The sequence below is a fragment of the Frankia canadensis genome (assembly GCF_900197875.1).
Lineage (GTDB): Bacteria > Actinomycetota > Actinomycetes > Frankiales > Frankiaceae > Frankia > Frankia canadensis.
In genome coordinates, this window is record NZ_FZMO01000536.1 from 16,878 (window position 1) to 29,235 (window position 12,358).

Genomic DNA, 12,358 nt, shown 5'->3' on the forward strand with positions numbered 1-12,358 from the left:
GCCAGGGCCGGGATGGTCACCGCTGGTAGGTCACCCGCAGCACGGCCCGGGCGAGGGTGTGGAAAGCGAGGTTGAAGCCGACGACCGCCGGCGAGACCTCGTCGTTGATCTCAAGCTTGGGAACGTCCAGCGCGTGCACGACGAACACGTACCGGTGCACGACGTCGCCGGGCGGCGGCGCGGCGCCACCGTACTCCTTCGAGCCGTAGTCGTTGCGGACGTGGTAGGCGCCGGCGGGCAGGCCGGGGAACGCACCGCCGCCCGCGCCCGTCGGCAGCGCGGTGGCCGAAGCCGGCACATCGACGAGAACCCAGTGCCAGAAGCCGCTGCCCGTCGGCGCGTCCGGGTCGTAGCAGGTGACGGCGAAGCTTTCGGCCTGCTCCGGGTGGCCGGACCAGGCCAGCTGCGGGGAGGTGCCCGCGCCCCCCGCACTCGGATCGACGTGGGCGAGCGGCAGGGCGCTGCCGTCGGCCAGATCCGTGCTGGTGAGGCTGAACAGCGGGCGGACGGGCAGCACGTCCAACGGGTCGGGGGGAGTGCCGCGGTCGAGCAGGGACATCTGACATCCTTCCGTTACGCCATTCGATGACATTTCCGAGAGACGGATCCGTCACCTGCCGGCTCTACGCTTCACCGCGATGAAACCGCACTTCGGAAGCGAGGGCGAGAAACCGTCGTGAAACTTGTCACCGCGATCCTGCGGCCACACCGGGTCGATGACGTTCGCGCCGCCCTCGGCACCTTCGGTATCCATGGTATGACGATCAGCCAGGTCACCGGTTTCGGCACGGAGCTGTGGCGAACGGAGACGTACCGCGGACGGCGTTTCCACGACGAGTCCGTGAGCGCCGTACGGGTGGAGTGCGTGGTGCCCGATTCCGAGGTCGAGGACGTCCTGAGCGTGATTCGAAGCGCCGCCGCGTCGTCCGCGAGCGGTGCGGGGAAGATCTGGGTACTGCCGGTCGACGCGGTGGCGCGGGTGCGTACCGGGGAGCGCGGTCTGGACGCCCTTTGATCGCTCGGGGTGACATCCCCGACAGCCCCCCATCCGGGTGTGAATATAGTCACATGCCGACGATTAGGGCTCCTACCTGGCATTTCTATGTCATGCCCCTGGCTGGTGGGCGACACGGCCCTCGTTGACCCGATACGGTGACCACCAGGTCCCGGCGGGCGCCCGCCGACTCCCCCCGTATCGGTGCGGAGCTCGCCGGGACCGTTTGCCTGCGCGGCGCCTGTCGCGCGATCAGTCCCTGGCCGCCTGGCGGTGCTGACCGGCCGGGCGCTGCCCGGCGGGATAGCCTCCCGCCCCGCTCCGGCGCAGCTGCATCGTCGCCGCCGGATCGAAGTCCGCCTCGTCCGCCTCGCCGTGGGCCCTGGAGGTCGCGATCTGTCCGTCGCCGCCCGTCACCGCACTGCCGCCGGCGGTCCCGCCGCCGTTGCGCGCACCGCCCTGGCCGCCGGCCGCGGACCGGCGCCGCCGGCTGCGGAGGTACTCGACGAGGATCGGCAGCACCGACACGAGGACGACGAGGATGAGCATCGCCTCGATGTTCTTGTGAATGAAGTCGATCGACCCCAGGAAGTACCCGAGGAGGGTCACTCCGCAGCCCCAGAGCAGCCCGCCGACGATGTTGTAAAGAACGAACGTCCGGTAGTTCATCCGGCTCACTCCGGCGATGACCGGCGTGAAGGTCCGCACGATCGGAACGAACCGGGCGAGCACGATCGATCGCGGTCCGTTCTTCTCGAAGAAGGCATTCGCCTTCGTCACGTACTCCTGCCGGAACAGGCGTGAGTCGGGACGGTTGAACAGCGCCGGCCCCGCCTTGCGACCAATCATGTACCCGACCTGGTCGCCCGCGATCGCGGCCAACCCGATGAGGATCACGGCCACCGGCAGCGGCGTGGAGATCTCGTCCCGGGCGATCAGCATCCCCATGGTGAACAACAGCGAGTCACCAGGCAGGAAGAAGCCCACCAGCAGGCCGGACTCCGCGAACACGATCAGCAGGACGATGACCAGGCCGGCCTTGACCAGGCCGTCGGCGCTCAGGGCACTGGGTCCTAGAGCGAGTGTGCTCGACGCGAACGTGGTCACCATCGGGGCCTCCGCCGGTGTGAGGGCGACAGGGTCGGACACGCCAGGGAGACCGCCCTTGATCTCCGTGCCACCGCCCCGCACCCGCCTGGGGACACCGTAAGGGTATCGACTGCTCCGAGACCTTCGGCCGGCACCACCGGGCATCAGCCCCGGATCCACAGGCAGTCCGCAGTCGGTGTCCATCGCGAAGGCGCGGCAGAAGCCGCTGATCGGCGCGGCGGCCAGCCAGGGGCGCGGCCGTGCGCGCACTGCGATCCACCCGACCGCGCCGTAACGCGGTCGGCTCCAGCCGCGCAGCCGAATCCTCGCTAATCGGACACCGGATCGACAGGAGCGACAGGAGCGACACACCAGCGTCGAAGGCATACCGGGTGAACCATAGGCTTATTCGGTGCGTTTCCCCTGGATCGTTCCGGACGAGGATTCATCGGAATCCAACGGTTCGTACACACACTGGTTTGGCTCGCCCAGGTTCCGCTGGCGCACCGGGCGCCGGGCGCCGGGCGTGCTCCCGCTGCTGGTGGCGTTGCTCCCACTGGCGGCGTTGCTCCCGCTCACCGCCTGCGGACGCGGCGGCGGCGCCGCCCGGGAGATCCCCGGTCCGGACACCGCGGTGGGAGACCCGGCCCGCACGGCCCGCACGGGCCGCTCCGCCGCGGCCGGCGCACCTGGTGACCTGCTCACCCACAGCGTGATCGACGGTGCGCCGGCCGGGGTCCGGGCCTGGCGGATCACCTACCTGTCCCGGCCCGCCGGTCAGGCGACCGCCGCGGTCTCCGGCATCGTCCTCGCGCCCGATGCTCGGGTTCCGGTTCCCACTGGCGGCCGCAAGGTCGTGTCGTTCGCGCACGGCACCACGGGGATCGCGGACTCCTGCGCACCGTCGCGGGCCCGTCCGGTGCTCGGCCCCGCCCTCTGGACGATCCCCCTCGTCCAGGCCGGGTACGTCGTGGCGCTGACGGACTACGCCGGGCTGGGCACGCCGGGCGACCATGCCATCTACGTCGCCTCGCCGGAGGGCCGGGCCGTGCTCGACGCCGCCCGCGCGGCCCGGACCCTGCGTGCCACCGGAGCCGGGGACGAGGTCGTCGCCTGGGGTTATTCACAGGGTGGGCAGGCCGCGCTGGCCGCCGGGGCACAGGCGGCGGTCTACGCGCCGGACCTGCGGATCCGTGGGGTGGTCGCCACCGCCCCGCTCGCGGATCTGACCGCGTCCCTCGCCACGCTGCGGCGCAACCCCGACGGCGTCGGCTACCTGCTGCTGGCGACGGCCGGGCTGGCGGCGTCCGACCCGCGCATCGACCTCGATCGCTACCTGACGCCGACCGGCCGGCGGCTGCTGGGGATCGCCCGCACCCGCTGCGCCGCCGACCTGCTCGGGGCGAGCATCGGCACGTCGACCGGCACCGCGTTCACCGTGGACCCGCTGGCCCAGGCGCCGTTCGCGCCCGGCTTCGCCCGGCAGGAGGCGGAGGTGACGCGGTTCATGGCGCCGACGCTGCTCCTGCAGGGCGACCTCGACGCGGTGATCCGCCGGCCGGTCAGCGACGGGGTGGTGCGGCGCCTGTGCGGGCAGGGGACGCCGGTGGACTACCGACGGTATCCACTCGCCGACCATGGCTCGATCCTCGGCGCCTCCATGCCCGATCTGATGACGTGGGTCGCGCAGCGCTTCGCCCCCCGGCCACCGATGGTCACCGACATCTGCGCGCTCAGCACGGACGCCCGGAAGTAGCCCGTCCATTTCCACTCGCGCCCGTACGGTGCCCGCCCGGGTGTGGACAACGTCCTGCCTGGGTCATCACGCTGACCGCCCATGGCCCGTCTTCACCATCGGTGAACCCGCGCTCAGCCGTCATCGCCTGAGCGGCCTGTGGACGGCCGGACGGATGGCCCCGCGGGGGCACCGTGGCGACCCTGACCGGCCCCGCCGGCGGGCCCTGTGGACAGTGCTGGATCCGCCGGCGACGCCGGTCGAACGGGGCTCCGCCCTGGCCGATGACTCCGCGAGCCAGCACCATGCCCCGGCGGCTGTGGATAACCCCGCCGGGATGGATTCCAACAGGTCACAGCCTCGAGATGGGTGGGCCCCGGCCCGGCATGCGGCCTCGGCGGCGACAGCGGGGCGTGGGGCACCGTTCGGCACACTGCCCCGGGATGGTCAGGGTCGTGTCGGGTGTGCCCGGCCCGTCCTCGGGCATCGTGGGCACGGCGCACGGTCCGAACACCGAGCTGGCGATGCCCTGACGCCGGGGGCGGTGACCAGGCCCAGGCCCGGTCACCGTGGCGGCCGGGCACAGTGACCGTCAGCGGTTCCGGTGGCCGGCGGCAGGGCCGCCGGCCGCTCTCCCTGGGCACATCGACGACGGTGCCCCTCCAGCGGCCTGGGGACAACTCCACGTAGCCGCTTGGAAGGGCACAGGTGCCTTCGTCGGCGGATTCCTCTCGTGGGCACCGCTCGGCCTGCCCGCGGACAGCCGGACATCCGTGCCCATCCGCGGGCAGGCGACCCCGAACGGTGCCCACGATGACCACCACGGCCACCACGTTGCTCCTCCACGCGCACCTGTGGACAACCACGCTGCCCCCTCGAGGTGAGGGGTAGCTCGATGCACGGTGACCGCCCGCGCCTCGCGCTCCGCGATGGGTCGGATCGCGAGGCGATCAACAGGTGAACCGGCGAACCGCGGAAGGCGGCGCGGCTCACGCTGCCCCGATCGAAGGTCATCGACGAACCCGTTCACCATCGCCGCGGAGGAGACGCGTGGGCGGTGGCGGCGCGATGTCCACAGTCGGTTGGACGGCCCGCGCGCCGCACTGTGGACGACGGCCTGCCACCGCCGCGATCACCCTCCTGAGCTGGGATGATGCGCGACCCGCGGCTCACGGCGGAGCGGTCGGTCGGTGACCGTGGATGGTCATCGACTGCCCGGCCCGGTGCTCCTCCACAGCAGCCGTCCGCAGTCGGGCCAAGCCCTGGGGCACAGTCGCGATCCCGCGTCCCACGTGCCGTCCGGCGTGCGGCACGGTGCCTCTCCAGGGGCTGGGGACAGTCGATCGATCGGGGTGACCAGGGCCCCAGCGTGGTCATCGCGATCGGATCGCCGGTCGCGCGATTCGATGGCCGGCTGGGGACACACACCGAGAACCCCAGCGGGGCCACCGCGTGCGAATGACCCGCACCGCGGTTCGTCGACGTGGGCACCGTCCGCCTCGCCAGGTGGACGACCGGCCATCCATGCCCATCCACGGGCAGCGGATCGCGAACGATGCCCATGGTGACCGACCCGGTGCTCCTCCCCGCGCGCCTGTGGACAACCAACGCTGCCCTCCCTCGGCCATGGGTCACCAGATGCACGGTGACCACCAGCGTTCCGTGCGGCGCGGCGGTCAGTCCGAAGGGCGACCGTCAGGCGAACCGACCAGCGGAGTCGGCGGGGACGGGCGACGCTGCCCCAGCGACGGTCATCGGCGAAGCCGTTCACCATCACCGCGGACGAGGCGCGCGAGCCGCGGCTCCGCGATGTGCGCAGTCGGTCGGACGGCCCGCGCGCCGCGCTGTGGACAACCGCCTGACCGCAGCCACGATCATCCCCCTGAGCTGGGATGATGCCGGGCCCCGGACGCGCGTCCGACCAGCTGATCGGTGACCTTCGAGGGACATCGATGAACCCGCCCCGATGCTCATCCACAGTGGCCGTGAGGGCGGAGGTGTGCCGCGAGCCTCGACGAGGGGTTCGTCTGGGGGCGACGTGCGCCGAGGCCCCTCGATGGTCATCGCACGGTGGTCATCCACAGGGCATCGCCCTGTCCATCAGGCCCGCCGGTGGGCGGCGGTCACCGGCGGTCGGCCATCGCCTGGACGGTGCCCCTCACCGGCTACTCCGGTGTCGTCGGCGGATCCCACGGTGCCCACCTGGCCGGCGGACGGTGACCACTCGGCCGGCGGACGGTGACCATCGGTGGACAACCGTCGCAAGCGGTGGCGTTCGCGCTGGTCAGAGGCTGTGGACGGGCGCCGGCGGGTCAGCGGCCGGTCCGGGGGCGGGGCGCACGGCGGCCAGGCAGAAATCGACCAGGCGGAGGTGGTAGGCGCGGTTGTCGGAGGGTGCGCGGGCCCCGAACGCGTGCCGAGCCATCAGCGCGCCGAGGAAGGCGCTGCTCGCCAGGTCGGTGTCGAGGTCGGCGCGCGCCTCTCCCCGCAGCACCGCGTCATGGAACGCGTCCTCGATGGCGGCCGCGCACCGGTCGACCGACTCCCGCCGGAACGCGGCGTACAGGGTGGGGAAGCGGCGCAGTTCGGCCATGCACCGGGCGAGGACCGACATCCGCGGCTCGAGGAACACGGCGTCCACAAACGGCGCGAGGTGCAGCAGGTCGGAGCGCAGCCCCCCGGTGCGGGGCGGGACGAGCCCGGCGGCGAGCGTGCCGAGCGCGGTGAGGACGAGGTCGTCGCGGTCCGGCCAACGGGCGTAGATGCCGCGCTTGGCGACGCCGGCGCGCAGCGCCACCCGGTTCACGCTGAACCCGCCGACGCCGTGCTCGGCGAGTTCGTCCACAGCCGCGGCGATCACCCGGGTGTCGATCGTCGCGTCGCGGGGACGCCCCCGGCGCGGACGACCGGCCTGCTCCGCGCCCAGAGCCGCGTCCGGCCCCAGGTCAGGACCTGTACCCGGTCCCGCGCCCAGTCCCTGGCCCGGTCCTGCGTCCGAGCCCGTGCCCGGGCTCCCGGCCAGGGTCGTGTCCGGGCCGGTGGCCGCGCCCGGCTCCTCCTTCGCCATAGGCCCAGGCTAAGGCGCAACGGTGCCCCGGACGGCGAATATTTAGAACACCGATGTGGTTGCATAATTGGGGCCAGGCCCGACCGGGTGCTGGCGGCACGCGGTTCCCGCCATCCACAGAGGAGCGAGACATGACAACCACCATCTACTCGGCGACGTCCACAGCCTGGGGCGGCCGCGAGGGCCGGGTCGCGTCCAGCGACAACCGGGTGGACCTCGAGCTGTCCATCCCGAAGGGCCTCGGCGGCGACGACGGCCCCGGCACGAACCCCGAGCAGCTGTTCGCCACCGGCTACGCGGCGTGTTTCCACAGCGCGCTCAAGGCCGTCGCGCGGGGACGGAAGGTCGACGTCGGGGGTTCCGCCGTGTCAGTGACCGTGGCGCTCGTGCGCGACAGCGACACCGAGTCCCTCGACCTGGCTACCCGGATCGAGGCGCAGATCCCGGATGTGGCCCGGGACACCGCTCAGGAACTGCTCGACGCCGCCCACGCGCTGTGCCCGTACTCGCGCGCCACCCGCGGCAACATCGCCGCCGAGGTCGTCCTCGTCGACAACGACTGATCTCAGCCTGATCCCGACCGGGCCGCCGGCAACGATGCCATCGGCGGCCCGGTCGGGCGGCGCGGGCCGGCTGGTCACCGGTGACCGTGAAGCGAGCGGCATCCGGCCGACGTCGGGACCGGCCAGGTCACTGGCTGGCCGATTCCAGTGAAGATCCGAATGGAATGTCCTAATGTGCGAGATGGCGCCACCCTCGACGTCGAGGGACCAGAACATGGCCCGAGCGGACGGAGGGCGCACACTTGCGGATCGCGTTGTTGTCGTACCGGAGCCTGCCCACCTGTGGTGGCCAGGGGGTGTACGTCCGACATCTGTCCCGCGAACTGGTCGCCCTGGGCCATCACGTGCAGGTGCTCAGTGGGCCGCCGTACCCGGAGCTGGACGACGGCGTCGGACTCACCGAACTGCCCAGCCTCGATCTCTACCGCGAGCCCGACCCCTTCCGCTGGCCCGGCATGTCCGAACTGCGCTCGCTGCCCGACGCCGTCGAGGTCGCGATGATGCGCACCGGGCAGTTCTCCGAGCCGCTGTCGTTCAGCCTGCGGGCCTACCAGGCGCTGCGGCCGCGGGCGTCGGGCGGGCGCCCGCCGTTCGACATCGTCCATGACAACCAGGGCCTGGGCTATGGCCTGCTGGCGCTGCGGGCGGCGCTGCGGCCCTACCGCATCCCGGTGGTGAGCACCGTGCACCATCCGATCACCGTGGACCGCCGGCTGCACCTGGCCGCGGCGTCGTCGTTCACCGCCCGCCTCGGACTGCGCCGGTGGTACTCGTTCCTGCCCATGCAGGCCCGGGTCGCGCGCGGACTGGACGGCATCGTCATCCCGTCGGAGAGTTCGCGCCGCGAGATCATCACCGACATGGGCCTGCGCTCGGAACTCATGCACACGGTGCCCCTCGGTGTGGACGCGGACGTCTTCACCCCGGCGCCCGCGGGTCACCGGGCCGTGCCCGGCCGCATCGTCGTCGTGACCAGCGCGGATGTGCCGCTCAAGGGCCTCGGCGTGCTGCTGGAGGCGCTGGCCCGGCTGCGCGGCGAGCGGGCGGGCGCGCACCTGGTCTGCGTCGGGAAGGTCCGCGAGGGCGGCGAGGCGCAGCGCCGGGTCACCGAGCTGGGCCTGACCGACGCGGTCACGTTCCGCTCCGGCATCCCGGAACAGGAGCTGGTGGAGCTGCTGCGCTCGGCGGAGGTGGCGGTCGTGCCGTCGTTGTACGAGGGGTTCAGCCTGCCGGCGGTGGAGGAGCTCGCCTGCGGGCTGCCGTTGGTCGCGACGACCGCCGGCGCGCTGCCCGAGGTCGCCGGGGATGACGGCGAGGCCGCGGTGCTGGTCCCGCCGGGCGACGCGGCCGCGCTGGCTGACGCGATCGGCACGCTGTTCGACGACCCGGTGCGCCGGGCCCGGATGGGGGCCGCGGGTCGCCGCCGGGTGGAGGAGCGGTTCTCCTGGCGGTCGGCGAGCGCCGCGACCGCCGAGTGGTACGCCGGGCGCATCGCCGCCGTCGGCGGGACGCCGAGCACGCCCTACCCGGGTTCGGCCTGGTCGTGGACGACGCAGGTGCCGACGGTCTGGTCGGCGGAGCAGACGGCGGCCGTGGCCGGTTCGCCGGCGGCGGTGACCGGCTCGCCGACGCTGGCCGGCTGACCGCCGCGCCCCATGCTGACCGTCGACTTCGATCGTTTTCCCGTCCCCGCGGGCTGCCGGCTGCTCGACCTCGGCTGCGGCGCCGGCCGGCACGCCTTCGAGGCGTTCCGCCGCGGCGCCGACGTCGTCGCGCTGGACTACTCGCACGGGGAGGTCGCCGGCGTCAACGCGATGCTCGGCGCGATGGCCCTCGAGGGCGAGTCCCCGCCGACGGCGCGGGCCGGTGGGGTGCGCGGGGACGCGCTGGCCCTGCCGTTCGCGGACGGGACCTTCGACCGGGTCATCGCCGCGGAGATCCTCGAGCATCTGCCGGCCGACACGGCGGCGATGGCGGAGATCGCCCGGGTGGTGCGGCCCGGCGGCTGGGTGGCGGTCACCGTCCCCAACCGTTTCCCCGAGCAGGTGTGCTGGAGCCTGTCGACGGCCTACCACACGGTGGAGGGCGGCCACGTCCGCATCTACCGGCTGGCGGAGCTGCGCGAGCGACTGACGGCCGTCGGGCTGGAACCGGTCGGCACGCACTTCGCCCACGCGCTGCACGCGCCGTACTGGTGGCTGCGGTGTCTCGTCGGTGTCCATGACGACGACCACCCGGCGACGCGGCTTTACCACCGCCTACTGGTGTGGGACATGATGCGCGCACCCCGGGTGACCAGGACCGCGGAACGGATCCTCAACCCGGTCGTCGGCAAGAGCGTAGTGCTGTATCTGCGGAAACCGGAGGTCACGAGTGCGGTCGGTTGAGTCTGCTCTGGTGCTGACCCCCGAGGCGCTCACCGCGACCGCGACCGCGATCGCCGCCGTCCAGGAACCCGACGGTGCCATCCCCTGGTACGCGGGCGGCCACACCGACCCGTGGGACCACCTGGAATGCGCGATGGCGCTCGACCTCGGCGGTCTGCCCGGCGCCGCCGACGCCGCCTGGTCCTGGCTGCGCCGCAACCAGCGGCCGGACGGGTCGTGGGCGACGAGCTACGTCGGCGGCGCGGTCAAGGAGGACTTCGCCGACAGCAACCAGTGCGCCTACGTCGCGACCGCCGCCTGGCACCGCTGGCTGGCCACCGGCGACGAGGAGTTCGTCGCGGGGATCTGGCCGGTGGTGCGCCGCGCCCTCGACTTCGTCGTCGACATGCAGGCGCCGAGCGGCCAGATCTGGTGGGCGCGCTCGGCCGACGGTGCCGACTACCCGCTGGCGCTGCTCACCGGCTGCTCCAGCACCCTGCACAGCCTGCGCTGCGGGATGGCGCTGGCCTCCCTCGTCGACGAGGTGCCGCCGGCCTGGGAACGGGCGACCGGCGCGCTGCACCACGCCCTGGTCGCGCATCCCGAGCACTTCGCCGAGAAGGACCGCTGGTCCATGGACTGGTACTACCCGGTGATCGGCGGTGCGCTGCGCCGCGAGGCCGGCCGGGCGCGCCTCGCCGCCCGCTGGGACGAGTTCGTCGTAGACGGCCTCGGGATCCGCTGCGTGGCCGACGAGCCGTGGGTCACCGGCGCCGAGACCTGCGAGCTGGCGATCGCCCTGCACCTGGTCGGCGAGACGGCCGCCGCCGCGCGCCTCGTCGCCGACATGCAGCACCTGCGGCACGACGGCGGCGGCTACTGGACCGGCTGGCAGTTCGCGAACAGCACGTTCTGGCCGGTCGAGCAGTCGACGTGGACGGCGGCTGCGGTGATCCTCGCGGCCGACACGCTCGCCGGCGGGGTCACCGAACGGGTCTTCCGCGGCGACGACCTCCCGACCGGCCCGGAGTCCGTGCCGGCGTGCGCCTGCCGGTCAGTCGACGCGGCGTAGCACCCGCAGCGAGCCGGTCCGCGACTGCTCGCGGAAACCGTCGTCGAGAGCGCGCAGCAGAACGTGGTACGGCGCCTGGCCACCGTCGGCCGGGTCGGGGAACACGTCGTGGATGGCGAGCATCCCGCCGGGGACGACGTGCCGCGCCCACGCCTCGTAGTCGGCCTGGGCCTGCTCCTCGGTGTGCCCGCCGTCGAGGAACAGCATCGCCGCCGGGGTGGACCACCAGCCGCCGACCTGCTCCGAGCGCCCCACGACCACCGTCACGACGTCCTCGACCCGGGCCTCCTCCAGCGTGCGGCGCAGGAACGGCAGGGTGTCGAGCCGGCCGGTGCGCGGGTCGACCAGCGAGCGGTCGTGGTACTCCCAGCCCGGCTGGTTCTCCTCCGAGCCGCGGTGGTGGTCGACGGTGACCACCCGCGCACCCGCCGCGCGGGCAGCGGCGGCCAGGTAGAGGGTGGACTTGCCGCAGTAGGTGCCGACCTCGCAGATCAGCCCGCCGGCCGGCACGCCCGCGGCCGCCGCGTACAGCGCCGCACCCTCCTCGACGGGCATGAAGCCCGTCGCCGCCTCGGCCATCTCCCGCAACGCCGCGTCCACCGCCGACCCCACCTTTCCCCGCGATCCGCCATCCGCCGTCCGCCCCATCGGCCGACTGCCAGCCCGCCAGCCCGGAACCGGGCGACACCGAACCTAGCGGGCGCGCCCCCTCGCCGGCCGGCGAACCCGGTGGCTCGGATGGTGCGCGTGCCCGGCACGCGGGCCGACGTCAGCGGCCCAGGGTCTGGGCGACCTCGACGCGGCGGGCGAGCACCTCGTCGCGGCGCTCCTCCATCTCCTTGAGTGCCTTGCGCCGCCCCCGGCTGGACAGCCGGTCTATGTAGAGGCTGCCGCGCAGGTGGTCGGTCTCGTGCTGCAGGCAGCGGGCGAAGTGGCCGGTGCCCTCCAGGCGCAGCGGGGCACCGGTCTGGTCCTGGCCGTGGACGACGGCCCGTTCGAGCCGGGGGACCTCCATGTAGGCGCCTGGCACGGACAGGCAGCCCTCGTCCCCCTTGATCAGGCGGCGCTCGGCGGGGTCCGGCTCTTCGAGCACCGGGTTGGCGATGTGCCCCACGTGGCGCACGCCGTCGTCATCGGTGCAGTCGTAGACGAACAGCGCGGCGTCGACGTCGATCTGGTTCGCCGCCAGGCCCACCCCCTCGGCCACGTACATCGAGGTGAACATGTCGTCGATGAGTGAGGCGAGCTCCGGGGTGCCGAACTCGGTGACCGGGCGGCACGGGCGGTGCAGGATCTCCTCGCCCACTTCCGTGATGCGCCGCGCGCTGCCCCGCCCAACCTCCTCCGGAACGGCGGGGTAGCTGTCGACCGACGCTCCGAGCACCCGGACCCGCAGGTCACGCTGCTCGGTCGCCGCATCGGATCGTCCGGTACGCGAGGCCATGGCGAGCTACTCCTTCTCCGTCCAACGC

At 72.9% G+C, this 12,358-nt stretch carries 11 protein-coding genes; 6 read left to right on the top strand and 5 right to left on the bottom strand.

The features are described from left to right. Window positions 1-16: 16 nt before the first annotated feature. Window positions 17-559 (bottom strand): YbhB/YbcL family Raf kinase inhibitor-like protein, encoded by a 543-nt coding sequence (locus C1A33_RS29490; RefSeq protein WP_101835287.1) that lies wholly within the window; start codon window positions 557-559, stop codon window positions 17-19. A 117-nt stretch (window positions 560-676) separates the two neighbouring features. On the opposite strand from C1A33_RS29490, the gene C1A33_RS29495 reads away from it, so the two are divergent. After that, window positions 677-1,015, top strand: coding sequence for a P-II family nitrogen regulator (locus C1A33_RS29495; protein ID WP_101835289.1), 339 nt, complete (start codon window positions 677-679; stop codon window positions 1,013-1,015). Between the two features lie 231 nt (window positions 1,016-1,246). Here the strand turns inward: C1A33_RS29495 and C1A33_RS29500 are convergent, their stop codons facing one another. Next, on the bottom strand, window positions 1,247-2,104 hold the full coding sequence (locus C1A33_RS29500) for a DedA family protein (protein ID WP_101835373.1): 858 nt from the start codon (window positions 2,102-2,104) through the stop codon (window positions 1,247-1,249). A gap of 391 nt (window positions 2,105-2,495) precedes the next feature. On the opposite strand from C1A33_RS29500, the gene C1A33_RS29505 reads away from it, so the two are divergent. Further along, on the top strand, window positions 2,496-3,839 hold the full coding sequence (locus tag C1A33_RS29505) for a lipase family protein (RefSeq protein ID WP_243408061.1): 1,344 nt from the start codon (window positions 2,496-2,498) through the stop codon (window positions 3,837-3,839). A gap of 2,263 nt (window positions 3,840-6,102) precedes the next feature. On the opposite strand, the gene C1A33_RS29510 is transcribed toward C1A33_RS29505, so the two are convergent. Next, window positions 6,103-6,885, bottom strand: a complete 783-nt coding sequence (locus tag C1A33_RS29510) for a TetR/AcrR family transcriptional regulator (RefSeq protein WP_101835291.1) — start codon at window positions 6,883-6,885, stop codon at window positions 6,103-6,105. A 131-nt stretch (window positions 6,886-7,016) separates the two neighbouring features. Between C1A33_RS29510 and C1A33_RS29515 the strand changes: the two genes are divergently transcribed. The 4 genes from C1A33_RS29515 to C1A33_RS29530 all read left to right on the top strand — a co-directional run bounded on the left by C1A33_RS29515 (window position 7,017) and on the right by C1A33_RS29530 (window position 10,886). Beyond that, window positions 7,017-7,448 carry an organic hydroperoxide resistance protein gene (locus tag C1A33_RS29515; protein WP_101835293.1) on the top strand — a complete coding sequence of 144 codons (432 nt, stop codon included), beginning with the start codon at window positions 7,017-7,019 and terminating at the stop codon, window positions 7,446-7,448. Window positions 7,449-7,690: 242 nt separating this feature from the next. After that, on the top strand, window positions 7,691-9,091 hold the full coding sequence (locus C1A33_RS29520) for a glycosyltransferase family 4 protein (protein WP_101835295.1): 1,401 nt from the start codon (window positions 7,691-7,693) through the stop codon (window positions 9,089-9,091). A 12-nt stretch (window positions 9,092-9,103) separates the two neighbouring features. Continuing rightward, window positions 9,104-9,835, top strand: coding sequence for a class I SAM-dependent methyltransferase (locus tag C1A33_RS29525; protein WP_101835297.1), 732 nt, complete (start codon window positions 9,104-9,106; stop codon window positions 9,833-9,835). Continuing rightward, on the top strand, window positions 9,822-10,886 hold the full coding sequence (locus C1A33_RS29530; protein ID WP_101835299.1) for a prenyltransferase/squalene oxidase repeat-containing protein: 1,065 nt from the start codon (window positions 9,822-9,824) through the stop codon (window positions 10,884-10,886). Before C1A33_RS29525 ends, C1A33_RS29530 begins: the two co-directional genes overlap by 14 nt. Here the strand turns inward: C1A33_RS29530 and C1A33_RS29535 are convergent. Beyond that, window positions 10,869-11,486 (bottom strand): class I SAM-dependent methyltransferase, encoded by a 618-nt coding sequence (locus C1A33_RS29535; protein WP_101835377.1) that lies wholly within the window; start codon window positions 11,484-11,486, stop codon window positions 10,869-10,871. The two genes, C1A33_RS29530 and C1A33_RS29535, sit on opposite strands and share 18 nt — an antisense overlap. Before the next feature lie 169 nt (window positions 11,487-11,655). After that, complete coding sequence (def, locus tag C1A33_RS29540; RefSeq protein WP_101835301.1) at window positions 11,656-12,330, bottom strand: peptide deformylase; 675 nt, start codon at window positions 12,328-12,330, stop codon at window positions 11,656-11,658. Window positions 12,331-12,358 lie beyond the last annotated feature (28 nt).